Source organism: Actinomadura sediminis (genome assembly GCF_042675525.1).
In the GTDB taxonomy this organism is placed as follows: Bacteria; Actinomycetota; Actinomycetes; order Streptosporangiales; family Streptosporangiaceae; genus Spirillospora; species Spirillospora sediminis.
Genome location: NZ_JBHTJA010000049.1, coordinates 21108 through 45832 on the forward strand (window position 1 = coordinate 21108; position 24725 = coordinate 45832).

28 protein-coding genes, 1 tRNA gene and 1 pseudogene are annotated in these 24725 nt (G+C 73.0%); 16 read left to right on the forward strand and 14 right to left on the reverse strand.

All coding sequences use genetic code 11. The features are described 5' to 3' along the window. Positions 1–9: 9 nt before the first annotated feature. Positions 10–780 carry an SGNH/GDSL hydrolase family protein gene (locus ACFQ11_RS22445; RefSeq protein WP_378301711.1) on the reverse strand — a complete coding sequence of 257 codons (771 nt, stop codon included), beginning with the start codon at positions 778–780 and terminating at the stop codon, positions 10–12. A 187-nt stretch (positions 781–967) separates the two neighbouring features. Between ACFQ11_RS22445 and ACFQ11_RS22450 the strand changes: the two genes are divergently transcribed. Both ACFQ11_RS22450 and ACFQ11_RS22455 read left to right on the forward strand, forming a co-directional pair. Beyond that, positions 968–2260, forward strand: a complete 1293-nt coding sequence (locus ACFQ11_RS22450; RefSeq protein WP_378301713.1) for an acyltransferase family protein — start codon at positions 968–970, stop codon at positions 2258–2260. 196 nt (positions 2261–2456) lie between these two features. Continuing rightward, positions 2457–3164, forward strand: coding sequence for a hypothetical protein (locus ACFQ11_RS22455; protein WP_378301715.1), 708 nt, complete (start codon positions 2457–2459; stop codon positions 3162–3164). Between the two features lie 412 nt (positions 3165–3576). Here ACFQ11_RS22455 and ACFQ11_RS22460 read toward each other — a convergent pair whose 3' ends face one another. The 4 genes and pseudogenes from ACFQ11_RS22460 to ACFQ11_RS22475 form a co-directional block, all read right to left on the reverse strand. Then, a complete protein-coding gene (locus tag ACFQ11_RS22460) occupies positions 3577–4023 on the reverse strand; it encodes an arsenate reductase ArsC (protein WP_378301717.1) in 447 nt (148 codons plus the stop codon). 64 nt (positions 4024–4087) lie between these two features. Beyond that, positions 4088–4258: a low molecular weight phosphatase family protein gene (locus tag ACFQ11_RS22465; RefSeq protein WP_378301788.1), complete on the reverse strand. Its 171-nt coding sequence runs from the start codon at positions 4256–4258 to the stop codon at positions 4088–4090. 61 nt (positions 4259–4319) lie between these two features. Beyond that, positions 4320–4508, reverse strand: a pseudogene (locus ACFQ11_RS22470) (three-helix bundle dimerization domain-containing protein); the annotation flags it as partial. Continuing rightward, entirely contained in the window at positions 4505–5221 is a 717-nt protein-coding gene (locus ACFQ11_RS22475) for an arsenate reductase/protein-tyrosine-phosphatase family protein (protein WP_378301719.1), read from the reverse strand. The pseudogene ACFQ11_RS22470 and the gene ACFQ11_RS22475, both read right to left, overlap by 4 nt. Before the next feature lie 79 nt (positions 5222–5300). Between ACFQ11_RS22475 and ACFQ11_RS22480 the strand changes: the two genes are divergently transcribed. From ACFQ11_RS22480 to ACFQ11_RS22490, 3 genes are read left to right on the forward strand one after another with little or no spacing between them, the layout of a single operon-like run. Continuing rightward, complete coding sequence (locus ACFQ11_RS22480) at positions 5301–5615, forward strand: ArsR/SmtB family transcription factor (RefSeq protein WP_378301721.1); 315 nt, start codon at positions 5301–5303, stop codon at positions 5613–5615. After that, complete coding sequence (arsB, locus tag ACFQ11_RS22485; protein ID WP_378301723.1) at positions 5612–6718, forward strand: ACR3 family arsenite efflux transporter; 1107 nt, start codon at positions 5612–5614, stop codon at positions 6716–6718. Before ACFQ11_RS22480 ends, arsB begins: the two co-directional genes overlap by 4 nt. Then, entirely contained in the window at positions 6715–6885 is a 171-nt protein-coding gene (locus tag ACFQ11_RS22490) for a hypothetical protein (protein ID WP_378301725.1), read from the forward strand. Before arsB ends, ACFQ11_RS22490 begins: the two co-directional genes overlap by 4 nt. Before the next feature lie 51 nt (positions 6886–6936). Here ACFQ11_RS22490 and ACFQ11_RS22495 read toward each other — a convergent pair whose 3' ends face one another. Next, entirely contained in the window at positions 6937–7317 is a 381-nt protein-coding gene (locus ACFQ11_RS22495; protein WP_378301728.1) for a RidA family protein, read from the reverse strand. Here ACFQ11_RS22495 and ACFQ11_RS22500 point away from each other — a divergent pair. Further along, positions 7291–8070: a tyrosine-type recombinase/integrase gene (locus ACFQ11_RS22500; protein ID WP_378301786.1), complete on the forward strand. Its 780-nt coding sequence runs from the start codon at positions 7291–7293 to the stop codon at positions 8068–8070. The genes ACFQ11_RS22495 and ACFQ11_RS22500 overlap by 27 nt on opposite strands. 249 nt (positions 8071–8319) lie before the next feature. On the opposite strand, the gene ACFQ11_RS22505 is transcribed toward ACFQ11_RS22500, so the two are convergent. Further along, positions 8320–8395, reverse strand: a tRNA-Lys gene (locus ACFQ11_RS22505). Positions 8396–8510: 115 nt separating this feature from the next. Here ACFQ11_RS22505 and ACFQ11_RS22510 point away from each other — a divergent pair. After that, positions 8511–9137, forward strand: coding sequence for a dienelactone hydrolase family protein (locus tag ACFQ11_RS22510; RefSeq protein ID WP_378301730.1), 627 nt, complete (start codon positions 8511–8513; stop codon positions 9135–9137). 4 nt (positions 9138–9141) lie between these two features. Here ACFQ11_RS22510 and ACFQ11_RS22515 read toward each other — a convergent pair whose 3' ends face one another. Beyond that, positions 9142–11748, reverse strand: coding sequence for an ATP-binding protein (locus ACFQ11_RS22515; RefSeq protein ID WP_378301732.1), 2607 nt, complete (start codon positions 11746–11748; stop codon positions 9142–9144). Positions 11749–11849: 101 nt separating this feature from the next. Here ACFQ11_RS22515 and ACFQ11_RS22520 point away from each other — a divergent pair, with 101 nt between their 5' ends. From ACFQ11_RS22520 to ACFQ11_RS22545, 6 genes are all read left to right on the forward strand, one after another. After that, complete coding sequence (locus ACFQ11_RS22520; RefSeq protein ID WP_378301734.1) at positions 11850–12926, forward strand: alkene reductase; 1077 nt, start codon at positions 11850–11852, stop codon at positions 12924–12926. Positions 12927–13026: 100 nt separating this feature from the next. Then, the gene (locus tag ACFQ11_RS22525) at positions 13027–14352 is read left to right on the forward strand and encodes a family 1 glycosylhydrolase (protein WP_378301737.1); all 1326 of its coding nucleotides are present in this window, start codon (positions 13027–13029) and stop codon (positions 14350–14352) included. A 101-nt stretch (positions 14353–14453) separates the two neighbouring features. Then, positions 14454–14849, forward strand: a complete 396-nt coding sequence (locus ACFQ11_RS22530) for an SCO5389 family protein (protein WP_378301739.1) — start codon at positions 14454–14456, stop codon at positions 14847–14849. Between the two features lie 195 nt (positions 14850–15044). Then, complete coding sequence (locus tag ACFQ11_RS22535) at positions 15045–15662, forward strand: nucleotidyltransferase family protein (RefSeq protein WP_378301741.1); 618 nt, start codon at positions 15045–15047, stop codon at positions 15660–15662. Continuing rightward, positions 15659–15904: a BON domain-containing protein gene (locus ACFQ11_RS22540; RefSeq protein ID WP_026404455.1), complete on the forward strand. Its 246-nt coding sequence runs from the start codon at positions 15659–15661 to the stop codon at positions 15902–15904. Before ACFQ11_RS22535 ends, ACFQ11_RS22540 begins: the two co-directional genes overlap by 4 nt. After that, positions 15901–16662: a metallophosphoesterase family protein gene (locus tag ACFQ11_RS22545; protein WP_378301744.1), complete on the forward strand. Its 762-nt coding sequence runs from the start codon at positions 15901–15903 to the stop codon at positions 16660–16662. Before ACFQ11_RS22540 ends, ACFQ11_RS22545 begins: the two co-directional genes overlap by 4 nt. Here the strand turns inward: ACFQ11_RS22545 and ACFQ11_RS22550 are convergent, their stop codons facing one another. Together ACFQ11_RS22550 and ACFQ11_RS22555 are read right to left on the reverse strand one after the other, a co-directional pair. Beyond that, the gene (locus ACFQ11_RS22550) at positions 16663–17682 is read right to left on the reverse strand and encodes a DNA topoisomerase IB (protein WP_378301746.1); all 1020 of its coding nucleotides are present in this window, start codon (positions 17680–17682) and stop codon (positions 16663–16665) included. It lies immediately after the preceding gene. A gap of 5 nt (positions 17683–17687) precedes the next feature. After that, complete coding sequence (locus ACFQ11_RS22555; protein ID WP_378301748.1) at positions 17688–18536, reverse strand: SDR family oxidoreductase; 849 nt, start codon at positions 18534–18536, stop codon at positions 17688–17690. A 185-nt stretch (positions 18537–18721) separates the two neighbouring features. On the opposite strand from ACFQ11_RS22555, the gene ACFQ11_RS22560 reads away from it, so the two are divergent. The 3 genes from ACFQ11_RS22560 (at position 18722) to ACFQ11_RS22570 (ending at position 21492) form a co-directional block, all read left to right on the forward strand. Then, positions 18722–19495: an SDR family oxidoreductase gene (locus tag ACFQ11_RS22560; protein WP_378301750.1), complete on the forward strand. Its 774-nt coding sequence runs from the start codon at positions 18722–18724 to the stop codon at positions 19493–19495. A gap of 8 nt (positions 19496–19503) precedes the next feature. After that, complete coding sequence (locus ACFQ11_RS22565; RefSeq protein WP_378301752.1) at positions 19504–20268, forward strand: crotonase/enoyl-CoA hydratase family protein; 765 nt, start codon at positions 19504–19506, stop codon at positions 20266–20268. A gap of 153 nt (positions 20269–20421) precedes the next feature. Then, a complete protein-coding gene (locus tag ACFQ11_RS22570) occupies positions 20422–21492 on the forward strand; it encodes a hypothetical protein (RefSeq protein ID WP_378301755.1) in 1071 nt (356 codons plus the stop codon). Positions 21493–21555: 63 nt separating this feature from the next. On the opposite strand, the gene ACFQ11_RS22575 is transcribed toward ACFQ11_RS22570, so the two are convergent. The 4 genes from ACFQ11_RS22575 to ACFQ11_RS22590 form a co-directional block, all read right to left on the reverse strand. Continuing rightward, positions 21556–22602, reverse strand: a complete 1047-nt coding sequence (locus ACFQ11_RS22575) for an NAD(P)/FAD-dependent oxidoreductase (RefSeq protein WP_378301757.1) — start codon at positions 22600–22602, stop codon at positions 21556–21558. Positions 22603–22714: 112 nt separating this feature from the next. After that, on the reverse strand, positions 22715–23578 hold the full coding sequence (locus ACFQ11_RS22580) for a cytochrome c biogenesis CcdA family protein (protein ID WP_378301759.1): 864 nt from the start codon (positions 23576–23578) through the stop codon (positions 22715–22717). Positions 23579–23581: 3 nt separating this feature from the next. After that, positions 23582–24160 carry a redoxin family protein gene (locus ACFQ11_RS22585; protein ID WP_378301761.1) on the reverse strand — a complete coding sequence of 193 codons (579 nt, stop codon included), beginning with the start codon at positions 24158–24160 and terminating at the stop codon, positions 23582–23584. A 106-nt stretch (positions 24161–24266) separates the two neighbouring features. Next, a complete protein-coding gene (locus tag ACFQ11_RS22590) occupies positions 24267–24722 on the reverse strand; it encodes a winged helix-turn-helix transcriptional regulator (RefSeq protein ID WP_378301763.1) in 456 nt (151 codons plus the stop codon). Positions 24723–24725: the final 3 nt, after the last annotated feature.

Below are 24725 nucleotides of genomic sequence, written 5' to 3' on the forward strand. Positions count from 1 at the left end.
CGCCGCCCGCTACGGCGTCTCGCGCACGGGCGCGGCGAGCCCGAGCCGCTCGACGCCGGCCGCCAGCCGGGACGCCAGGTAGCGGTGGCCCGCCGGGGTCGGGTGGGTGCCGTCCGTCTTGATGTACCGGGACGCGTTGCCGCCCGCCCGGCCACCGGTGATCCACTTCTCGGCGAGCGGGTCGACGAACGGGATGCCGAGCCGCCCCGCGAGCCGTTGCAGCGCGTCCCGGACGCCGAGCACCTGCGGGGTCGGGGCCCCGTTGCCCCACAGCGGCCCCATCAGGACGAGGTGCGTGCCGGGCCACCGCTGCTTCGCGCGGTCCAGCAGCGTCCGCGCGGCGGCGGCGATCTCCGCGGGCGGCAGTCGCCGGTCGTTGTGGCCGCCGGACACGATCAGCATGTCGGGCGCGGGCCGCCAGCCGAGCTGCAGCTCGAACAGCCCCAGGAAGTCGTCCCGCCCGTTCGTCGTCTTCACGAACCCGGTGCCGCCGCGGCCGCCGATGATCACCTGCCAGCCGAGCAGCCGCGCCGTCGCGGCCGCGTACGTCTCCTCCGGCGTGACCCCGACCTCGCCGACCGTGTAGCTGTCGCCGAGGAACATCACCACGGACGGGGCGGTCCGCGCGGCCGGCGACGCCGACGCGGACGGGCCGTCCGCCACCGCGGATCTGTGCACCGGGTCGGCGGCCGCCGAGCAGCCCGCGGTGGCCCACGGGCCGACCAGCAAAGCCAGGCACAGCGTCAACGCCGCGCCGCGACGGGCGCGGCGAAGGTACATGGATACCGTCCAAAGAGAACTGGGGGATGCATCCGTATCTTACTGACCCGGCCACCGTTCCGTGAGCGGACCGCGCGCGCCCCCGGCGCGTGTCGCCCCTTCCGGTGCCCTGACCTACACCGGCCGTTCACCCGTTCCTCACGTCCGGGTACTCGCCGGGAAACCCGGCCCCGAAAGGGTTCCGCCGGTGACCCGACACCACTCCCCGCCCGCGGACGCGGCGCCGCCGACGGCGGTCCGGTCCCGGCCCGACCTCCCCCCGCCCGGCCTCCCCCCGGAGGACCGGCCCCCGCGGGACCTTCCCCGGCTGCTCCCGGCGGGCGGACGTCCCGGGCACGGCCGGCTCCGCGAGCTCGACCTGCTGCGCTTCCTCGCGGCGGTCGCGGTGGTGCTGTACCACTTCACCGGCTTCGACGGCGGCGGCGCGTGGCCGGAGCCCGCACGGGAGCTCTTCCCCGGCCTCGGCGCCGTGACGAGCTACGGGTACCTCGGCGTCGACCTGTTCTTCGTCATCAGCGGGTTCGTGATCCTGCTGAGCGCGTGGGGACGCGGGCCCGGCGAGTTCGGCATCTCCCGCCTCGTCCGCCTCATGCCCGCCTACTGGTTCAGCGTGCTGCTCGGCGCGGCCGTCTACGCGGTGTTCAGGATGGGGCACGGCGTGCCGGGCCTCATCGTCCCGAACCTGACGATGCTCCAGGGCGGCCTCGACGTCCGGAACGTGGACGCCGTGTACTGGACGCTTTGGGTGGAGCTCCACTTCTACGTGCTCGTCGCCGTCCTCGCGGGGATCGGCATCACGTACCGCTCCTGCCTCATCTTCATGGCCGCCTGGATGTTCGGCGGCCTCTACGCCAACCAGGCGGACAACGAACTGCTCCAGGTCATGCTCCTGCCGACGTGGAGCCCGTACTTCATCGGCGGCATGGCCCTGTACATGATCTACAGGTTCGGTCCCACCCTGCTCCTCTGGGGATACGTCGCCGTGTCGTGGCTCCTGGCCCTGCACTGGGGCGCGTGGCGCGCGCGGACGGTGTGGGAGGAGTCGAACGAGATCGTCGTCAGCGCGGCCGTCACCGGCATCTTCGCGCTGATGAGCCTCATCGCGCTGGGCAAGCTGCGGTGGATCCGCTGGCGCGGGCTCACCGTCCTGGGCGCGCTGACCTACCCGCTGTACCTCGTCCACTCGCAGCTCGCCCTCCCGCTCGTCGACGCCCTGTACCCGGCCGCCGGCCGCTGGGGCACGCTCGCCGTCACCGTCGCCGCGTCCCTGCTGCTGTCCTACGCCGTGTACCGCCTGGTCGAAGGCCCCGCCGCCCGCTGGATGAAGGTCCGGCTCCGCGCGTCCCTCGAACCGATGCGCGCCGCCGCGAAGCCGGCCGCTAGCTTGGCGCGACATGAAGCTCTGGGTGGACCTGGCGGTCCTGGCCTCCACGGCGACGGCCCTCGCGACCGTCCCCCTGCTGACCCGCCCCGCCCCTGACCCGCCCCCCGCCGGCCCACCCGACCACCCCCGCACGCACACCGACCGCAACACCACCACACGGACCGACGGCGACGAGCGGCGTGGCGGAGCGGCACTGGAAGGGCGAGGTGGGCGGGGGAGTGGACCCTCGCGAGGGGCGGGGCCTCTTGCGGGCGGTCTGAGGAACGAAGGCCGACCGTTCGTCTCTCGCATCGTGTGCCCCGAGGTCGTCCTGGGGTTCGTTGCGGCGCTCGTGTACGTGAATCAGGTGTTGTTCACGGTGTACGTGCTCCGGGTGCACGACGGGGACGTCGCGTTCGTGGCGCGGTACCTGCCCGAGGGATGGTTCGCGCTGGCGGACGGCCCGGCGATGCGGGCGCTCGCCGAACGGGTTCCGGGTCCCGAACTGCTGGCGCCGTCCGTCCTCCGGGTGCAGGCGTTTCTGGAACTGCCGCTCGTCCTGCTCGCGTACGTGACGGTGCTGCGGTGGCTGGATCGCGGCCTGTACCGGCGCGTGGCGGGTTCCTGGGTCGTCTGGGCGGCGTCCCTGTCGTACACGTTCGTGTTCTGCGTCGTGGAGTGGGACCTGCGCAACCCGTACACGACCGAGGACATCGTGATCCGGGTGTGCGCGGCGGTGGTCACGCCGCCGCTCGTCCAATGGCTCGCACGGCGGGACCGGGGCGGGCCACGGGTTTCGTCGCTCGCGCAGATGCTCGCCTTCGCCGTTTCCGTCTGGGCCCTCGGGCATCTGGTGCTCACGGTGTACGACACCGCGCTGCTCTACAACCTCGCGCATCTGGGCGGCCGCCTGCCGGGCGCGGTGGTCGCCGCGGTCGCGCTGGTGGCCAGCGCCAGGGCCGCCGCCCCCTGCAGAACCCCCCGGCGCGAAAGCGCCCGGCGCGCGACATCACCGAAGTAGGGGTTGGACGAGCGGTTCGGAGCGTCGTGGGAACAGGCGTTACCGCACCGGTAGCGGCAGGTCAGCGCCGAGCGGCCGGTGTTGTGGGTCGGAAGGAGGGGCAGCGCGGCCGGACGGCCGCGCTCGCCTGACTGGTCTGGCATGGACGTCTCCGCTGAGTGTCGAGCATCTCGGCCGCCCGACGCCGGGTCGGCCACCGGAGGGCGACAGTAGGAGGAGCGGCGCCGGGTCGGGTGTCCGTCCGGTTAACGGCGATCGAAGATCGTCCTGCCATCCCGGTGTGCGCTGTCGGCGCGTCCAGGTCACCGTCACCGGACGGACACCTGGCCGCCAAGGCTCGCTCCACTGCCAGCGGCCGACCATTCGTCCGCAATTCAGGAATGGCGAAGGTCCGTCCGGGGCTACGGTAGGGTCAGGGGCCGGTCAGCTCGCCGATCAGCCCTTCGACGCGCCTCCGGATCTCGTCGCGGATGGGCCGGACGGCCTCGACGCCCTGCCCGGCGGGGTCGTCGAGCGTCCAGTCGAGGTAGCGCTTGCCGGGGAAGACGGGGCAGGTGTCGCCGCAGCCCATGGTGATGACGACGTCGGACGCCCGCACCGCGTCGACCGTGAGGATCTTCGGCGTCTCGGCGGAGACGTCGACGCCCTCCTCGGCCATCGCCGCCACCACGGCGGGGTTCACCCGGTCGGCCGGCTCGGACCCCGCCGACCGCACCTCGACGGCGTCCCCGGCCAGGTGCGCGAGGTAGGCGGCGGCCATCTGCGACCGTCCGGCGTTGTGCACGCACACGAACAGCACGCTCGGCTTGCCGGACGTCCCGGTGGTGTCGGCCTCGGTGGTCGCGGGGCTCTCGGTCATGCGTTCTCCTTGTACTGGATGGCGGTGAGCAGGTCGAGTTCGTCGCGGATGCGGCGGACTTCGGTCAGGGGACGTCCGGCGGGTCGGGGACCGTCCGGTCGAGGTGGCGGATGCCGGGCAGCACCGGGCACGCGCCCCCGCAGCTGAGGGTGACCACCAGATCGGCCGCCGCCACCAGCTCGTCGGTCAGCGGCTTGGGGGACTCCGGAGACAGATCGACCCCGTTCTCCGCCATCGCCTCGACGAGTTCGAGTTCGGCGGCCGGCGCGGCGGCCCTCGGCCTGGGCGAGCGCGGTCAGCCGCTCGGCGGCGAACCGTTCGGCGAGCACGACCAGATGGGCGTCCACGCGCGAGGTCGCCCGGAGCCGCTCGTGGGAATCGGCGACCAGCCGTCCGATCGTCTCGGCGGAGGCGAGCCCATGGAACCGGGCCGCGAGACGTGCCGCGGTCCGCTCGAACACCGCCCGTTCACCGGCCCTGGTCACGCCGGTCTCCCCGGAGCGGCCGTGTCCACGGCCGCGGCGAGTCGCCCGACGCGGTGCCGGATGAGGGTCAGCGCCTCCTCGAAGGCCGCGTCGGTGTCGGCCGGCACCGGATCGGGGACCGACCAGTGCAGGCGGTCCGTGCTCGTCCCGCCGGAACGCCGGTCCAGGTGCTCGTGGGCGTTGTCGCAGACGGCGACGACGAGGTCGCCGGGCTCCAGGACGTCCCGGACGTGCGCGGTGCCCCCCGTCACCAGGTCGAGCCCGTGAGCCCGCGCGGTCGCGACCGTCCGGGGATGGACGTGCGGGCTCGGCCGGGTTCCCGCCGACGCCGCGGGCACCGGGCTGCGCCGCGCCCACAGCGCGGCGGCGAGCTGGGACCGCGCCGAGTTGTGCGTGCACACGAACACCACGCGGGACGGCCGGGCCAGGCCCCGGACGTCCGCGGGCACCAGGCCGTCCAGCGTCTCGGGGAGCAGCCGGACGTAGCTGCGGCGGCGATCGGCCTCCGAGCGTCCCCTGACCACCAGGCCCGCCCGCTCCAGCACCCCCAGGTGATGCGCCAGCAGGTTGGAGGGCAGGTCGAGGCGCGCGCCGAGCTCCTTCGGCGAAACGTCCTGCAGCGCCAGGGCGTCCACCATCGCCAGCCGGACCGGTTCGGCGAGCGCGGCGTGCACGGCCGCCCGCCGCACCAGGTCGGATTGCTCAGCATGCATTGAGTCAATGTAGATTGAGAAAAATTGCCCGGTCAAGAGGCGGGAGACGGGCGTCCGGTACAAGGGCTACCATCAGCCCGTGCTGATATCAACGAATGCTGATGTGTTGCGGGCCCTGGCCGACCCGCTGCGCGCACGGATCGTGGAACTCCTTGCGGCCGAGGCGCTGTGCGTGTGCCACCTGGTCGAGGAGACCGGCGCCCGGCAGACCAACATCTCCAACCACCTGCGCGTCCTGCGCGACACCGGGCTCGTGGAGACCGAGCCGTGCGGCCGGTTCACCTACTACCGGCTGCGGCCCGAGCCGCTGCGGGCGGCGTCCGCGCGGCTGGACGAACTGGCCGGCGCCGCCGAGGCCGCCCGCGCCCAGACCCGGAAGAGGCCCTGCCCGTGACGAGCGCCCCCACCACCGACGCACCGGCCCCCGAAGCCGGGCTCGTCGGCAAGCTGTCCACCCTCGACCGTTTCCTCCCGGTGTGGATCATCGCGGCGATGACGGCCGGGCTCCTCCTCGGCCGCGCCGTCCCCGGCTTGGACGACGCGCTGTCCGCCGTCGAGATCGGCGGCATCTCCCTGCCGATCGGGCTCGGGCTGCTGGTCATGATGTACCCGGTGCTGGCGAAGGTCCGCTACGACCGCCTCGACACCGTAACCGGCGACCGGCGGCTGATGATCTCCTCGATCGTCCTCAACTGGGTCGTCGGCCCCGCGCTGATGTTCGCGCTCGCCTGGATCTTCCTGCCCGACCTGCCCGAGTACCGCACCGGGCTGATCATCGTCGGCCTCGCGCGCTGCATCGCGATGGTCATCATCTGGAACGACCTGGCCTGCGGCGACCGCGAGGCCGCCGCCGTCCTGGTCGCCCTCAACTCGATCTTCCAGGTGATCGCCTTCGGCGCCCTCGGGTGGTTCTACCTGCAGGTCCTCCCCGGCTGGCTCGGCCTCGACCAGGACGACCTAAACTTCTCCACCGGCAAGATCATCGTCAACGTGCTCGTCTTCCTCGGCGTCCCCCTGCTGGCCGGGTACCTCACCCGCCGCTACGGAGAGAAGGCCAAGGGCCGCGACTGGTACGAGTCCCGGTTCCTGCCGCGCATCGGTCCCGTCGCGCTGTACGGGCTGCTGTTCACCATCGTGATCCTGTTCGCCCTCCAGGGCGAGACGATCACCTCGCAGCCCGTCGACGTGGCGCGCATCGCGCTGCCGCTGCTGGTGTACTTCGCGCTGATGTGGGGCGGCTCCTACGCCCTCGGACGCGGCATCGGCCTGCCCTACGACCGCACCGCCACCCTCGCCTTCACCGCCGCGGGCAACAACTTCGAACTCGCGATCGCCGTCGCGATCGGCACGTTCGGCGTCACGTCCGGGCAGGCCCTGTCCGGCGTCGTCGGCCCCCTCATCGAGGTGCCCGTCCTCGTCGCCCTGGTGTACGTGTCGCTGTGGCTGCGCCGCCGCGCCCTCTCGCGATCGGCCGAATCGCCGGGGGCGCGAGCTTGACCTCCGCGCCCCTCAACCCCGGCCCGGTCGACGTCGTGGTGATCGGCGGCGGCCAGGCCGGGCTGGCCGCAGGCTTCTACCTGCGCCGCCGGCGCACCTTGGCCGCGGCGGCGCGGATGTGCGGGTCGGGGTCGCCGACACCGGCCGCCCGGTCCGCGGAACGGTGACCACGCAAGTAAGGCCATTAGCGCGGCTCTCACGCGGGCCCGGCACGGGAGTCAGGACAAGAGGGCGGTCGCCTCCACCTCGATCAGCCAGCCGGGAAGGCCGAGGGTCTGCACGCCGAGGAGGGTGCTTGCGGCGAGCGGCCACGGGTCGCCGTAGACTTCCTGGGCCGCTCCGAAAATGATCGGCACCAGCTCTGGACGGTGGTCCACGACGTAAATGTTGTGTCGGACCATGTCCACGGGAGCGGCACCTACGCCTTCCAGAGCCAGCTTGACGTTGCGGAACGCCTGCCTGGCCTGCGCGGCGTGCGCAGTGCGCTGAATGCCGCGCTGCGGGACGGCCTCATCAGCGAGAACCCGGCCGCGCTGCTGGCGCTGCCGACGGCGCGGCGGCCTCGGGCGGTGGTGTGGACGGCCGCTCGCGTCGAGCATTGGGAGCGCACCGGTGAGCGTCCGGCGGTGGCGGTGTGGACAGCCGAGCAGACTGCCGCGTTCCTGCACGCCATCGGCGGCCACCGTCTCTACGCCGCCTATCACCTGATCGCACTGCGCGGCCTGCGGCGCGGTGAGGCGGCGGGGCTGCGCTGGGTCGACGTGGACCTGGAACATGGCACCGCGACCATTGTCCAGCAGCTCCAGCGGCGGAACGGCCGTCTGCAAGCGTGCCCGGCCAAGACCGCGCACAGCGCCCGAGTCGTCGCGCTGGATCGCACCACCATTGCCGCGCTGCGAGCGCACCGTGACCTGCAGCGGGCCGAGGCCACCACCTACGGCGACCGGTATCGCGACAGCGGGTACGTGTTCACCAACCTCAATGGTGACCCAGTCTCTCCGGGGCGGCTCACGCACGTGTTCCAGCGGATACTGGCCGAGTACCGGCTGCCTCCGGTCCGGCTGCACGACCTGCGGCACGGTGCGGCGACCCTCGCGCTGGCGGCGGGGGTGGAGTTGAAGGTGGTGCAGGAGATGCTCGGGCACTCCAGCATCGTGCTGACCGCCGACACCTACACCTCGGTGCTGCCCAAAGTCGCCCACACCGCTGCCGAGCAAACCGCCACCCACGTGCTGCGGGCCGGCTGGCGAGTGCCGGGCAGCAAGCGGCGCCGCCGACCATCGAGCCCTCAACGACGCCCCGCCGCGGCAGCCAGACGTGGCGGCCGGTCGGCCACGGCGCTGGCCGCGTGATCGAGAGCTTGTGCTCCGAGTCCTGAGTCGTCACCACTGAAAGGGCCAACCGAACATCGCCACCGCATCCGCCCGGACGAGGTCGGACGCGCACTCGATTGCTGCCCGGTCACCGGGCTGGTGGTGACGCCGCTGAAGGTCGGCGAGACGGGGACGGACGTCCCTGTTCCCGGCCTCAGGACGGCCCCAGGTGGGCCTCAGACATGATCCTCGACGCAGCGGAGGGCAGGTGTTCGCCCCGGTCGGGGGTGGTGGGTCGCGTGGGACTCGAACCCACAACCTACGGATTAAAAGTCCGGAGCTCTGCCAATTGAGCTAGCGACCCGTTGAGCAAGCGTACCTAGATCGGTGCCGGGTTCGCGACGGGGTTACGGAGGGAGGGTGGATCATGGGGGGATGAAGCGTGTTGAGCGGGTTGACGGGGCGTTCGATCTGACGGTGTGGGGCGAGGGGCCCGGGCCGGGGTCCTGCTGGTGCAGGAGATCTTCGGGGTCGGCGAGTACATGGAGGCGGTCGCCGAGGACCTCGTGCGGGACGGGTATGTCGTGGGGGCGCCGGACATGTTCTGGCGGATCGAGCCGAACTGGTCGGTGCGGCATGACGAACGGGCCGTGGAGCGCGGGGTGTCGATGGTGTCGCGGTTCGACTGGGACGCGGGGGTCGGGGATCTCGAGGCGGCGCTGCGGTGCCTGCGGGGGCTGCCCGGGGTGGGGCGTGTCGGGGTGCTGGGGTTCTGCTTCGGTGGGACGCTCGCGTACCTGCTGGCCAGTCGGGTGGAGGCGCCCGTGGTGTCGTTCTACGGGTCGGGTGTGCCCTCGCAGCTTGAGTTGATGGCGAGTGTGCGGGGGCCGCTGCAGTTGCACTTCGGGGGTGCCGATCCCTACATCCCCCGGGAGGACGTCGCCAAGGTGGAGCGGGCGGCGAGGGACGGTGTCGAGGTGCACGTGCAGGAGGACGGCGGGCACGCGTTCCACAATCGGAAGGCTCCGATGTTCTACCAGGAGGCCCCCGCGGAACGGGCGTGGGTGCTCGCGGAGGAGTTCCTGCGGCGGCACCTGCGGGAGTAGGGGCTCACGCGGGCTCCAGGAGGTTCGACAGTTCCCTGCGCGAGGAGATGCCGAGCTTGGGGTACGCCTTGTACAGGTGGTACTCGACCGTGCGGGGGCTCAGGAAGAGCTGGGCGGCGATGTCGCGGCTGCTGGTGCCCTCGGCGGCGAGGCGGACGACCTGGAGTTCCTGCGGCGTCAGCCGGTCGAGCGCGTTGGGTGCGGCGGACGTCGAGGTCGATTCGCCCGTCGCGCGGAGTTCGGCGCGCGCCCGGTCGAGCCACGGGGTCGCACGGAGGCGTTCGAAGGTCTCCACCGCGGAGCGGAGGGGGACGCGGGCGTCGGAGCGTCGTCGTGAACGGCGGAGCCATTCGCCGTAGAGGAGTTCGGTGCGGGCCCTCTCGAAGGGGCGCGTGGACTGTTCGTGCAGTTCGGCCGCGATCTTGAAGGGTTCTTCCGCGTCGGTGAGGAGGGCTTCGCAGCGTGCGGCGACCGCGAGGGCCCACGGCTGGCCGGACGCGCGCGCCCAGGCGCGGAAGCGCTCGTGGGCGGCACGGGCGAGGTCGGGGGTGCCCGCGCGGACCGCGGCCTCGACCTGGTCGGCGGCGGAGAGGATCGCGTGGCTGCCGTGGCGGCGGGGGCCGGCGGCGATGTCGTCGAGGCGGCGGAGGGCGTCGTCGTGGCGGCCGAGGGCGAGGTCGAGGAGGGCGCGGGCGCTGTCGGCGTAGCCGCCGCCGGGCGGCGGGGCGTCGCGGACGAGGTCGCGGAGGCGGTCCTCGTCGCCCTCGATGGCGGCGACGCGGGCGAGGGCGGCGCGGAGCCGCCCGGCGCGGCGGGCGAGGCCGGTGTCGCGGGCGAGGGCGACGGCCTCGGCGACGGACGCCTCGGCGTCGGCGTGCAGGCCGGTCATGATCTGCGCGTGCGCCTGGGTCTGCAGGACGTTCGGGAGGGCGCCGACGAGACCGTGCCGGCGGCAGCGGCGGGTCTCGGCGGTGGTGAGGTCGAGGACGGCGCGGTCGTCGCCGAGGATGAGGGCGAGCTGCGCGGCGCGGAGCGGGTCGTCGGGGCGGGCCAGGAGGCCGGCGAGGATCGGCAGGCCGCGGTCGTGCTCGCCGCGGACCTCGTGGGCGAGGCCCCGCACGTACGGGTCGTCGGTGGTGGTGGCGATGCGCAGGAGGGACGGCGCGTCCCCGGACGTCCACGCGTAGGTGGCGGCGTCGCGGAGCATGGCGGTCCGGTCGGCGGGGTCGGCGTGGGCGGCGTGTTCGGTGAGCATGCGGACGGCGGCGCGGGGGTCGCCGCGTTCGAACTCGACGGTCGCGTGGAGGCGGCCGAGGCGGGCGCGGGCGGCGGGGTCGGCGGTGAGGCGTTCGGCGGACGCCGAGAGCTGTTCGGCTTCCTCGACGTTGCCCGCCTGGAAGGTGAGGTCGGCGGCGGCGGCGAGGCGTTCCGCGCGCGCTTGGGTGTCGGGTGTGAGTTCGGCGGCCTGCCGGTACAGGGCGGACGCCGTGGCGTACCCGGTGCGGTTCCGCGCGCGCTCTGCGGCGGCCTGGAGGTCCTGGGCGACGTCCTCGTCGGGGACCATCGTGGAGGCCGCGCGGTGCCGGACGCGGCATTCGAGGTCGTCGGCGCTGTCGGCGAGGGCGCGGTGGGCGGCGATGCGCTGGGTGGCGACGGCGCCCTGGTAGGCGGCGGTGAGGATCAGCGGGTGCCGGAAGGAGACGGACCGTCCGGACACGTCGACGAGCCCGGCGCGTTCGGCGGGGGCGAGGTCGGTGAGGCCGGCGTCGAAGAGGCGGGCGGCGCGCAGCAGCGCGGGCATGTGGCCGCGCCCCTCGGCGGCCGCGAGCAGCAGCATGACCTGGGCCTTGTCGGGCAGTTCGGCGATGCGTTCGCGGAACGCGGCGGTGACCCGGTCGGCGACGGGGAGCGGCTGGGCGTCCGGGGTCCCCTGCCCGGTGGCGAGTTCGCGGAGGGCGAGCGGGTTGCCCTGGGATTCGCGGATGACGCGGGCGCGGGCGGCGCGCGGGACGTCCCGGTCGGCGAGCATCCGCTCGGCGTCGCGGGCGTCGAGGCGTTCGAGGCGCAGTTCGGGCAGGCTCGTGCCTGCGAAGCCCGTGTCGCGGGCGGCGAACAGCATGACGACGCCCTCGGCGGTGAGGCGGCGCGCGGCGAACAGCAGGGACTGCGCGGTGGCGCCGTCGAGCCACTGGGCGTCGTCGACGATGCAGAGGGCGGGGCCGTTCTCCTCGGCGAGGTCGGCGAGGAGGGTGAGGACGGCGAGGCCGGCGGTGAACCGGTCGCGGTGGTCGGTGGGGGCGCCGGGGTCGTCGAGCGCGGCGCGCAGCGCGGCCGACTGGGCGGCGGGGAGCGCGTCGAGCCGGTCGCGGACGTGCCACAGCAGCTGGTTCAGGCCCGCGTAGGCGAGGTTCGACTCGGCCTCGACGCCGACGGCGCGCAGGACGTGCGTCCCGCCGGCCGCGGTGAGCGCCGCCGCGGCGTCGTCCAGCAGCGCGGACTTGCCGATGCCGGCCTCGCCGCGCAGCAGCAGCGCACCGCTGCGCCGGTGGTCGCGGGCCTCGGCGAGGAGCGTGGCGATGCGCGTTCGTTCGGTGTTCCGCCCGTAGAGCACGGGTCCAAACTACGGGGCCAGGTACCGAAACGGTACGGATGCGGCCCGTATGCGGGGGTTCGTAGGTTCGTGACCATCGCAAACACCGCTTGGAGGACGTGATGGACGAGCTGTTCGAGCCGCTGACGGTCGGGAAGCTGGAGCTGCCGAACCGGTTGGTGATGGCCCCGATGACGCGGAGCCGGGCGTTCGACGACGGCAAGGTGACGGAGCTGACGGCGGAGTACTACCGGCAGCGGGCGGGCGCGGGGTTGATCGTGAGCGAGGCGGTGCAGCCGAGCGTCCGCGGCCAGGGGTACATCTGGACGCCGGGGCTGCACGCGGACGAGCAGGTGGCCGCGTGGCGGAAGGTGACGGACGCGGTGCACGCCGAAGGCGGGCGGATCTTCGCGCAGCTGATGCATTCGGGACGTGTCGGACATCCGGTGCTGTACCCGGACGGGGGCCTGCCGGTGGGGCCGTCGCCGATCGCGAGCGGCGACAGCATGTTCCACCCGGACGGCATGCTGGAGCACCCGGTGCCGCGGGAGATGACGCGGGACGACATCGCGGAGGCGGTCGCGGACTTCGCCGCCGCCGCGCGCAACGCGATCGACGCGGGCTTCGACGGCGTCGAGATCCACGGCGCGAACGGGTACCTGATCCACCAGTTCCTCGGCGACGGCAGCAACGTCCGGACGGACGGGTACGGCGGCTCGGTCGAGAACCGCATCAGGTTCGGGACGGAGGTCGCGCGGGCGGTCGCGGACGCGATCGGGCCCGAGCGGGTGGGCTTGCGGGTGTCACCGGGCAACGGCGCGGGCGGGGTGACCGAGAGCGACGTGCCCGAGCTGTACGGGGCGCTCGTCGCGGCGCTCGCCCCGCTGGGCCTCGCGTACCTGCACGTCCTGGAGGTGGGTAACCGGGACGTGACGCGGTTGATCCGTGACGGCTGGCCGGGCGCGCTCGTCCTGAACCCGCACCCTGTCACGGACGAGGTGCCGGCGAGCCCCGAGGACGGTGCGGCGGCGCTGCGCGAGGGCGTCGCGGACGCGATCGCGCTGGGGCAGCTGTGGCTGGCGAACCCGGACCTGCCGGCGCGGATCCGGGCGGGCGGCCCGTACAACGAGGCCGACGCGGCGTCGTTCTTCGGCGGTGACCACCGCGGTTACACCGACTACCCGGTGCTCGCCGGCTGACGCCCGCGGGGGCGCGCCGGATGTGGCCGTCCGAGGGGATTGACGGGAACCTCCCATGGATCTGTAGTCCGAGAAAGGCTCATGTTCATCGGAGGTTCCCGTGCCCGGCAGATCCCGTTGCGCGCGTCTCCTGGCCGTCCTGGTGCTCCTCGTCGCCGCCGGGACGGCGCTCCCGGCCGCGGCGGACGTCCGCGGCACCGTCCGGTTCCCGGCGGACTTCCTCTGGGGCGTCTCCACGAGCGGCTTCCAGAGCGAGGGCTCCTTCCCCGACAGCAATTGGACGCGGTACGTCGAACGCAAGGCCGGAGAGGTCGAGGACCCGTACCGCGACTCGGTCGACTTCCGGCACCGCTATCCGGGCGACATCGAGCTCGCGCGGGGCCTGGGCGTCAGCGTGTTCCGGACGTCCGTCGAGTGGGCCCGCCTCGAGCCCCGCCGCGGTCACCGAGACCCGGGCGCGATCGCCTACTACGACGATCTCGTCCGCCGTATCCGGGCCGCCGGGATGCGGCCGATGCTGACCCTCGACCACTGGGTGTACCCGGGTTGGGTAGCCGATCAAGGCGCGTGGGACGACCCCCGCACGCAGGAGGACTGGCTCCGGCACGCCCGGTTCGTCGTCAACCGGTACAAGGACATGGACGTTCTGTGGGTCACGTTCAACGAGGCCAGTTCGTACATCTACCGGGAGTTGACGCACCGTCCGTTGGACCTGGGGCAGGTCCTCACGATGCAGAAGGCGCTCGTGAAGACCCATAGGGCCGCCTACGACATGATCCACCGCATCGACCCGGACGCCATGGTGTCGAGCAACATCGCCTACGGCACGCTCCTCAACGGCCTGTTCGACGCGGCCCTGTTCAATGAGGTCACCGACAAGCTCGACTTCCTCGGCGTCGACTACTACTACGGCGCGAACCTGGAGAACATCACCGCGGCCCACGCGCTGACGGGCGAGCTGTGGAAGATCGACCCCGCCCCGGAGGGCCTTTACTACGTGCTCAAGCAGTACCACCTGCGCGTACCGGACCTGCCGCTGTTCATCGTGGAGAACGGCATGCCCACCGACAACGGCAAACCCCGCCCGGACGGCTATACGCGTTCCGACCATCTGCACGACCACGTCTACTGGATCCAGCGGGCCATGGCAGAGGGCGTGCCGGTGATGGGCTACAACTACTGGAGCCTCACCGACAACTACGAGTGGGGCAGTTACCGGCCGCGCTTCGGCCTGTACACGGTGGACGTGCTGACCGACCCGTCCCTCACCCGGCGGCCCACCGACGCCGTGCCGACGTACCGGTCGCTGATCGCCCGGCGCGGGGTGCCGTCCGGGTACGTCCCGGTCCGGAAGCCCGGGTGGTGCTCGATCGGCGATCCTCTCGGCAGTTGCTTCGGCCGTCCCGCGACCCCGCCCGCCTCGTAGTCGTTCGTCCGGAAACTCCCTACGGCGCGCCACTGGAAATGACAACCGTTTTCATGTGAGAGTGGAGGCGTCCTGCCCCGACCGCAGAGAGGGAGTGCGTCATGTCGCTGACCGTCGACGACCGGCTCATGGAGGCCGCGATGAAGGGAGAGGTGGACGACGCGTCGTTCGTCGCGTGCGTCCGCGCCTCGCTGCCGTACGCGTGGGAGGTGATCGGCGAGGTCGTCGAGCGGATGCGGGACGGCGGCGAGGGCTTCGCCGACAACCGGACCCCGCCGCCGGACGAGCGCGCCCGCGGCGAGCTGCTGCGCGCTCTCGCCAGCGACGCGATGCGCGGCGCCCTCGAACGGCACTTCGGCGTCCGCCTGGCCTTCCAGAACTGCCACCGCGTCGCCGCTTTCGACCCCCGCGCCGAAGCCACCCCCGACCGCCACGCGCGCTTCACCTCCCCCCGCGCCCAGCTCCTCAACCAGTCGCCGGAGCTGATCGACTGCTGACCGGAAGGTGAGCGCGGCGGCCTCGGGGCCGGGACCCGGCAGGCCCGCCCCCGAGGCCGCCGCCGCGTCGCCCGCCCCTCGCGGCGCATGGGCGTCGCTCCGCGGAAAGGGAGCGGCGGATGCGGGATCTCGCCGGATTGATGCGGGTTTCTGCGGGTACCGCGAACGCGAGCGCCGTCGAAGTCAGGGGAGCACGTGGTCGATGTGCAGGCCCGGTCGTGGACGGCCGGGCGCGGGTCCGGGGCGCCGGGGCCGGGCGGGCCCGCGGAGGGGCTGCTGCCGAGCCTGAAGCGGGCCGCGGCGGCGATGCGGGACGCGGACGTCCGGTACGCGCTCGCGGGCGGGTTCGCCGCGTACGCGCACGGGGCGGCGGTGTCGACGCACGACGTCGACTTCGTCGTGCGGCCGGAGGACGTCGGCGCCGCGCTCGAGGCGCTCGGCGAGGCGGGCATGACGCACCTGGAGAGCCCCGAGAATTGGCTGGAGAAGGCGTGCGACGGCGATCACGTGATCGACCTGATCCACACGCCGTCGGGGCGGCCGGTGAACGCGGAGCTGCTGAGCCGGACGCGGGAGATCCCGGTGGGCGCGGTGTTCATGCCCGTGCTGCACCCGACCGATCTGGCGATCATGCGGCTGCTGGCGTTCACCGAGACGACGTGTGATTTCAGCGGGTTCCTGCACGTGTGCCGGGCGCTGCGGGAGCAGGTGGACTGGCCGCGGGTGGCCGCCGAGACCGCCGACTCGCCGTACGCCTACGCGTTCCTCACGCTGCTCGCCCGGCTGAACGTCATCGAAGGGGGCGTACTGTGACCGATCCGTCCGCGTACATATCCGCCCATATCCAGGAACGGCTCGCGACCGAGGCGCACGAGCTCGGCATCCGCGTGGACGTCCGCGGGGACGTCGTCCATCTGCGGGGGCAGGTGGCGAGCGAGGAGCAGCGGCGGGACGTCGAGGAGGCCGCGCGCGCCGCGGCGGAGGGCCATCGCATCTGCAACGAGGTGTCCGTCTTCGAGGTCCGGGAGCCGGACCGGGAGGAGAGGATCTCATGATCCGTGTCGCGGCGGCGGGGGACCTGCACGTCGGCCCGGAGTCGGCCGGGAAGTACCGGGCGCACCTGCACGAGATCGCCGAGCACGCGGACGTCTTCCTGGTGGCCGGCGACCTCACCCGGCACGGCACGCTGGAGGAGGGCCGGGTCGCGGCGGGGGAGCTGCGCGACCTCGGCGTCCCGGTGATCGCCGTGCTCGGCAACCACGACTACCACAGCGACCTCGAGGACGGGATCTCCGCGCTGCTGCGGGACGCGGGCATCACGGTGCTGGAGGGGGACGGGACGGTCGTGGACTGCGGCGGCGTGCGGTTCGGCGTCGCGGGCGGGAAGGGGTTCGGCGGGGGGTTCGAGGGCAAGTGCGCCGGTGAGTTCGGCGAGCCCGAGATGAAGGAGTTCGTCCGGCACACGCGGGACTTCTCCGCCCGGCTCGGGACGGCGCTGCTGGAACTGGACGCCGACGTGCGGGTCGCGCTGACGCACTACTCGCCGGTCGACGACACCCTGGAGGGGGAGCCGCCGGAGATCTTCCCGTTCCTCGGCAGCTACCTGATGGGCGAGGCGATCGACGCGGCGGGCGCGGACCTGGCCGTCCACGGGCACGCCCACAAGGGGACGGAGAAGGGCATCACGAAGGGCGGCGTGCGGGTCCGGAACGTGGCGCTGCCGGTGCTCCAGCACGCGTACGCGCTGTACCGCCTGGAGACGGCCGGGAGCGCGGGCGCCGAGCGGGCGGAGGAACGCGTGTCCGCCTGGTGATCACGCGGACCGCAGGAGGTCGAGGACGGCCCGTTCGACCGGCCCCTGCGTGGCGAGTTCGCCCGGCTCGGCCTCGACGCCGAGGGCCTCGAGGGCGGGCGCGATGGTGCGCCCGTCCTCGTAGAGGGCGATGATGCGGGGGTCGATGTAGGACGCGCGGGCGACCGCCGGGGTGTTGCCGAGGTAGGCGGCGACCTCCTTCACGACGCGGACGACCGCGCGCCTGCGGGCCGTCTCGGAGTCGCCGGCCCGCGGGGCGGAGACGGCGAGGCCGACGGCGGCGAGGACGGTCGCGTGCCAGGTGCGGAAGTCCTTCGCGGTGAAGTCGCCCTCGGTGATCTCGCGGACGAAGTCGTTGATGTCGGACGTCGTGACGTCGTGCCAGCCGTCGCGCGTCCGGTATGCCAGGAGTTCGGGGGATTCGTCCTTGCGGCGCATGAGCCCGGCGACGACCTTGCAGACGTCCTCCTCGGCGACCGACTGGTGCCGCTCCTTCGCCCCCTTCGCCGGATACTCGAACGTCACCCGGCCGCGCCGGCACGTGACGTGCTCGCGCAGGACGGTCGCGAGCCCGAACGTTCCGTTGCCCGCCGCGTACTCCTCACCGCCGATCCGGAAGAAACCGAGGTCGATGAGGCGGACGGCCGCGGCGAGCACGCGCTCGCGCCCGTACCCGCGTCCCGACAGGTGCCCGGCGAGCCGCGCGCGGACGTCCGGGAGCCGTTCGGCCAGGTCGAGGACGTGCTCGTGCTTCTCCCGGTCGCGCTGCTCGCGCCACTCCTCGTGGTAGAGGTACTGGCGGCGCCCGGCGGCGTCGGTGCCGATCGCCTGGATGTGGCCGTCGGCGTCCGGGCAGATCCACACGTCCCGCCAGGCGGGCGGGATGACCAGGGACTTGATGCGGGCGCGCTCGTCCGGGTCGGTGAGCGTGCGCCCGTCCAGGCCGATGTAGGTGAAGCCTTTGCCGCTCTTGCGTCGTCGGTAGCCGGGCTCGGCGGGGTCGCTGCGCCGCAGGCCCATGGGCCTCACCCCGGGTGGATCTCGCCGCCGGCCGGGACGAGCGTCTGGCCCGAGTAGTACGACGACGTGCGGTTCGCGGCGAAGAAGACGTACGACGGCGCGACCTCGTCGGGGTCGGCGGCGCGGCCCATCGGCGCCTGCCGCCCGAAGCTCTCGACCTTCTCCGGCTCCAGCGTCGAGGGGATCAGCGGAGTCCAGACCGGGCCGGGCGCGACGCAGTTGACGCGGATCTCGCGGTCCATGAGGTTCTGCGCGAGGGACGCGGTCAGTGCCATCACCGCCGCCTTGCTCGCCGAGTAGTCGATCAGCGTCTTGTTGCCGCGCAGCCCGTTGATGGAGCCGGTGATGACGATGGACGAGCCGGGCCCGAGGTGGTCGAGCGCCTCCTGGATCGTCCAGAACACGGCGAAGACGTTCACGTCGAACGTCCGGCGGAGCTGCGCGTCGTCGATCTCGCGGACGTCTTGCACGGGGGTCTGGGTGCCGTGGTGCAGGACGAGGACGTCCAGTCCGCCGAGGTCGCGGACGGTGTGCCGCACGATCTCCCGGGCGTGCCGCTCCTCGGCGAGGTCGCCGCCGAACGTGACGCAGCGGCGGCCGGTCGCGGTCACGAGGTCCGCGGTGCGCCGGGCGTCGTCGTCCTCGCTGAGGTAGGTGATCGCGACGTCCGCGCCCTCCTTGGCGAACGCGACGGCGACGGCCCGGCCGATGCCGGAGTCCCCGCCGGTGATCAGCGCGCGGCGCCCCTCCAGCAGTCCGCTGCCGGTGTAGTCGCGCATCTCGTCCTTGGGCTCGGGGGCCATGTCGCCCGTGTGCCCCGGGTAGGACTGGCTCTGCGCCGGTCGTTCGCTCATATCGTCCTCCCCTCGGATCCGGTAGGGCGGGTGCCCGGAGCGGCCGGGGGCAAACACGACCCCTAGTGTGACTCCTGAGTAACATCCGTGCCTCCGCAATCCGCCGGGGTGTGAGCAGAGCGCGCGGTGACGTCTGGGTAACATCACCCCGAACCACATTCGGTCCCTCACGTAAGGTGCTGCTTATGGACCTGAACGGAGTTTCCGCCGTCGTATCCGGTGGCGCGAGCGGTCTCGGCGAGGCCACCGTCCGATCGCTGGCCGCCGCGGGCGCCAAGGTGGTCGTCGCCGACCTGAACGAGGACAAGGGCAAGGCACTCGCCGACGAGATCGGCGGCGTCTTCGTCAAGACGGACGTGTCGAGCGAGGAGCAGGTGCAGGCCGCGGTGCAGGCCGCCGTCGACACCGGCGCCCCCCTGCGCGTCATCGTCAACAGCGCCGGCATCGGCTGGGCGTCGCGGACCGTCGGCCGCGACGGCACCCCGCACGACCTCGGCGCGTTCGAGACCGTCATCCGGGTGAACCTCATCGGCACCTTCAACCTGATGCGGGTCGGCGCGGCCGCCATCTCCAAGACCGACCCCGCGGACGCCGACGGCCTGCGCGGCGTCGTCATCAACACCGCGTCCATCGCCGCCCTCGAGGGCCAGACGGGCCAGATCGCGTACTCGGCGTCCAAGGGCGGCATCGTCGGCATGACGCTGCCCGCCGCCCGCGACCTCGCCGCGATCGGCGTCCGCGTCAACACCATCTGCCCCGGCATCATCGACACCCCGATCTACGGCGAGGGCGAGGCCGCGGAGGCGTTCAAGGCCAAGCTGGCCGCGCCCGTCCCCTTCCCGAAGCGGATGGGCACGGCGGCGGAGTTCGCGCACCTGGTCAAGTCCCTCATCGAGAACGACTACATGAACGGCGAGACCATCCGCTTCGACGGTGGTATCCGCTTCCAGCCGAAGTGAGGCACTGAATGTCCGACGCTGTTCTGACCGAAGAGGACGGGGCCGTCCTCACCATCACGATCAACCGTCCCGAGGCCAAGAACGCCGTCAACAGCGCCGTGGCACAGGGCATCGCGGCCGCGATGGAGGAGCTCGACACCCGCAAGGACCTGTCGATCGGCATCCTCACCGGCGCGGGCGGCACGTTCTGCGCCGGCATGGACCTGAAGGGGTTCCTCACCGGCGACAACCCGATCGTCGAGGGCCGCGGGTTCGCGGGCATCGTCGAGCGGCCGTCCACCAAGCCGCTGATCGCCGCGGTCGAGGGCTACGCGCTCGCCGGCGGCTGCGAGGTCGCCCTCTCCTGCGACATGGTCGTGGCCGCCAAGGACGCCCAGTTCGGGCTGCCCGAGCCGAAGCGGGGCCTCGTCGCCGCGGGCGGCGGCCTCCTGCGGCTGCCGCAGCGCATCCCGTTCCACATCGCCATGGAGATGGCGCTGACCGGCGACAAGTACGCCGCGGAGCGGATGGCCGAACTCGGGTTCGTCAACCGGCTCACCGAGTCGGGCGGCGCGCTCGCCGCGGCCAAGGAGCTGGCGCTGAAGGTCGGCGAGAACGCCCCGCTGGCCCTCGCCGCCACCAAGAAGATCATCGTCGAGTCGCCCGACTGGTCGCACGCCGAGACGTGGCAGAAGCAGCAGGAGATCACGCTGCCGGTGTTCACGTCCAAGGACGCCCAGGAGGGCCCGGCGGCCTTCGCGGAGAAGCGCAAGCCGAACTGGAAGGGCGAGTAACCCTTCGCGTCTCGCGGGTCACGCAGAGAACGCCCGGAACTTCGGTTCCGGGCGTTTTCTTCTTTTTCTGTGGCCTGATCCGGAACACCCCTTACCGACGAGTAAGCGGTCCCGTACTGTGATCCCTGCCAAAACTGGATCTTGGGAGCGGATATGCGACGGAAAGCGGCGATGGTCACCGCCGTGGCCTGCGGCGCCGGGACGCTCGCCCTGGCGGCGCCCGCCCACGCCGCCGGCTGGCGGGACATCCCCAGCGCGGCCCTCAACTACAACGGCACCCTCGACAAGGTCGACTTCGGTGCGAAGAACGCGGGCTGGGCCGTCGGGTCCGCGGGCGACCTCTTCAACCCGCAGGCCAAGCTCGTCCGGTGGAACGGCTCCGCCTGGGTCGCCGACCAGAGCCCCATCGGCTTCACCCCCACCGACGTCGCCGTCGCGAACGCGAACAGGGCGTGGGTCGTCGGCTACAGCTGGAACGGCACCAAGGGCCTTTACTGGAACGGCACCAAGTGGAGCGAGGTGTCGTACCCGCTCGTCGGATTCCCGACGGCCGTGGACGCCGCCCCCGACGGCTCCGCCTGGTCGATCGCCGGCATCGACGCCGCCGCCGGCGGCCCCTGCGCCATCCTCCGCTGGACCGGCAGCGCCTGGGTCGACCCGAAGGTCCCGCTCCCGCCCTCGTCGACCATCACCGCCGTGGACGTCAACTCCGCCAACGACGTGTGGCTCGCCGGGACCGTGTCGTCCAACGGCACCTCCGTCAACGGCCTCGTCATGCACTGGAACGGCGCCAAGTGGACGACCAGGGTCGTTCCCGGCGGGATGGGCGTCCCCGGCTACCAGGGCACGATGCACCGCATCGTGGCGCACTCCGCGAACAACGTGTACGTCCTGCGCGTCCGCCAGAACGCCCAGATCACCAACGCGCTCATGCACTGGAACGGCTCGTCCTGGCGGACGATCGACACCCCGCTGAACGCCGCGGGCATCGGCCTGTCGTCGGACGGCGGCAGCGGCGTGGTCATGCTCCCGATCACGACCGGCGGCAAGACCCAGTACATGCACTACGACGGCGCCCGCTGGACCACCCACAACGGCCCGTCGCGCGCCGGGACGGTCCAGGCGGGCGACATCGACGCACGCCCCGGCACGTCCGCCGTCGTCAGCGCGGGCACCGCCTCGGACCCGAGCAAGAAGGTCCCCTTCATCGAGTACTTCGGCTGACGCCGACCCTCGCCGGCGGCCCGGTGGGCGGGTCCGCACCGACCCTCCCGCCGGGCCGCGCCGTCACAGGCCCAATTCGTTCGCGGTGTCCTCGGCGATGGCGGGGGAGCAGGTCAGGCCGCTCTCGCCGGTGCCGGTGACGAGCCACACGTCCTCGGCGACCCGCTCGCGGTGGACGATCCGGGACGCGTCGGCGCACCGCGCGTGGACGTCCGCCCAGCGGCGGCGGACGGGCGGGAGGGGACGCCCGAGGACGGCCTCGGCGGCGTCCCGCAGGCGGTCGTGGGCGGCCTCGTCGTCGCCGGGCGAGCCCGGCTCGTCGTGGGCGCGGGGCTCGCCGATGGTCAGGCCGCCGTCGAGGCGCTGCACGACGAGGAGCCGCGCGGCGTGCTCGGCGACGGACGTCGTGAGCGGCTCGTCCAGCGGCGCCGTCCGCATCAGCCGCAGGCGCACCCGGCGGACTGGCGGGCCGGGCGCGAGTTCGCGCACCGGCCCCGACGGCCGCGCGCCCGTGCACAGGACGACGGCGTCGGCCTCATGGGTCGCGCCGTGATCGTCGCGGACGGACGCGGTGCCGACGTCGCGCATGTCGCCGAGGCCGCGCACCTCGCGGCCGGGCCGCCACGTGTACCGGCCCGACGCGGCGAGGCGCGCGCGGACGGCCGGCAGGGCGGCCCCGGGTTCGACGGCCGCGTCCCGTTCGCACCACAGCGCGCCGCGCATCGCGCCGCGCAGCGCGGGGTTGACGGCGCGGGCCTCTTCGGCGTCGAGGAGCTTGAAGCCGCGCTCGGCCGCGTCCGGGCGCTCGGCGACGTCCCCGAGCGCGGCGAGCTCGGCGTCGGTGCGGGCGACGGTCAGCGACCCGTTCGCGCGGAAGCCCGCGCCCGGCACGTCCCGGCCGATGCGTTCCCACAGCTCGCGCGCGCGAAGCGCCGTGGACAGCTCGGCGCCGTCCGCGCGGACCCCGACCCGCACCAGGCCGAGGTCGCGCACGGACGCGCCGCGCGCCTCGGGCTCGCGCTCCACCTGGAGGACGTAGTGGCCGCGCCGGACGGCCTCGGCGGCGTGCATCGTGCCCAGCACACCGCCCCCGACGATGACGATTCGCATAGACCCACGGTGGAACACGCCGATATGGACTTCGTGGCCGCCCGGTGGCGCGCCGGTGAACGCGCATCGGCGAGCGTGAGCGGTCGTGCCGGGCCGGTTCAGCCGGGCCGGTTCAGCCGGGCCGGCCCGCCGGTTCGCCCTCGGTGTCCGCGTCCCGTTCGCGGGTCCGCAGCCGGCGCGCCGCCACGGCGGCGGCGGTGAGCCCGGCGAAGGCGGCGGCGATCCACCAGATCCCGATCCGCTCCACCCAGCCGGACAGCGCGCCCTGGATCTCGGTGGCGGTGCCGACGACCGCCGAGTCGGCGTCCGCGCCCGCGAAGACCTGCACCTCGTACCAGCCGTAGTAGGCGACGTAGAGCCCGGCCGCGATCAGGAGGACGCCGCTCACGCGGGAGACGTGCGGCAGGATCCGGCGGGTGCGCGCCACCGCGGCGTCGTGCGCGAGCGCCACCAGCATCGACAGCAGCCCCACGACCAGCCCCATGCCGACGCCGTACGCGACGAACGCCGCCAGCCCGGCGGCGACGCCCGTCCCGCCCGACACCAGCCCGGTGACGGCCAGGAACGGGGCGATCGTGCACGACAGCGAGGCGACGGCGTACGAGAGCCCGTACCCGTACAGGCCCGCGAGCGACCCCGACGGCCCGCCCGTCCGCAGGCGCGGCACCCGGACGTTCAGCTCGCGCCCGGCCGCCAGCCACCCGCCGAGCGCGACCAGGGCCACGCCCACGACGATGGTGACCCACGGCAGGTACTCCTGGACCGATGAGGTCAGCACCGAGATCAGCAGCCCGAACACGCCGAAGACGGTGACGAACCCCGCCGTCATCGCGGCCGACAGCCGCAGCGCCCGCCGGACGCCGCCCGTGCCGGGCGCGGCGACGAGCAGCGTCAGGTAGGACGGCAGCAGCGCGAAGCCGCACGGGTTGAAGGCGGCCACCGACCCGGCCGCCAGCGCCAGCGAGATCTCCTTCACCGGTCAGCCGAGCAGTTCGTCGACGTGCCGGCCCAGTTCGGCGGCCCCGAGCGGCCCGGACGCCCTGCTCGTCGTGCCGTCCGGCGCCATGAAGACGAACGAGGACTGCGCGGCGACGTCGAAGTGGGCGTACAGGTCGCCGGTCCGGTCGTCCAGATGGGTGAGGCCCTTCGAGCTCGTCCGGGACACGAACCCCTGCAACCGGCCCGCGTCCTTCTCCAGGCCGCCGATGCCGACGAAGGAGACCCGGTCCCCGTACTTCTCGGCGGCCTTGGCCACGTCGGGCCCTTCGGCGATGCACTTGGGGCACCAGGGCGCCCAGAACCAGAACACCACCGGCTTCCCCGCGAGGGTCGCCCCGTCGAACGGCTCACCGTCCAGCGTCTCGCCCTTGAACCGCAGCGCCTCCGGGACGTTCTGGCCCGTCCCGCCCGTCTCGCCCGGGGTTTGCGGGGCCGTACTTCCGGGCGCGGCGGCCGTCGGTTCGACGGCGGCGGACCCGCCGTCGCCGTCCCCGTCCCCGCCGCCGCACCCGGCCGCGAGCAGCGCGGCACCGATCACGATCACGATCGCCTTCTTCATGGGCGTGACGCTATCCGCGGAAGCGGCCCGCCGACCCTTACGAAGCCGTGACGTCCGGGGAGGGCGAGACCGGGTGCGCGCGCCGCGCGGGCGCCGGAACGGGTGCTCAGGGCCGCCGGAGCACCGAGGTCGTCTCGCTCGTCAGCGGCGTTCCGTCGGCCGCCGCGGGCACGACGTCGGGGACGCGCGCGCCGTCGCGGTCGACCAGGACCGAGTGCGGTTCGCCGGCGTCGAAGGCGTGGCGCTCGCCCCACTGCCGCATCGTGACGATCACGGGGAAGAGGTCCTTGCCCGCCTCGGTGAGCGCGTACAGCCTGCGCCTGCCCGAAGGGGCATCGACCTGGGCCAGCAGCCCGTGCGCGGTGAGCCTGCGAAGCCGTTCGGCGAGGATGTTGCGGGCGATGCCGGTGCGCCGCTGGAAGTCGGTGAACGACCGGGCGCCGTCCATCGCGTCGCGGACGACGAGCAGGCTCCACCGGTCGCCGACCAGGTCGGCCGTGCGGGCGACCGGGCAGTCCGGGTCCGTCCAGGCGGGCCGCCGCCCGCCGGTGTCGCCGGCCATCAC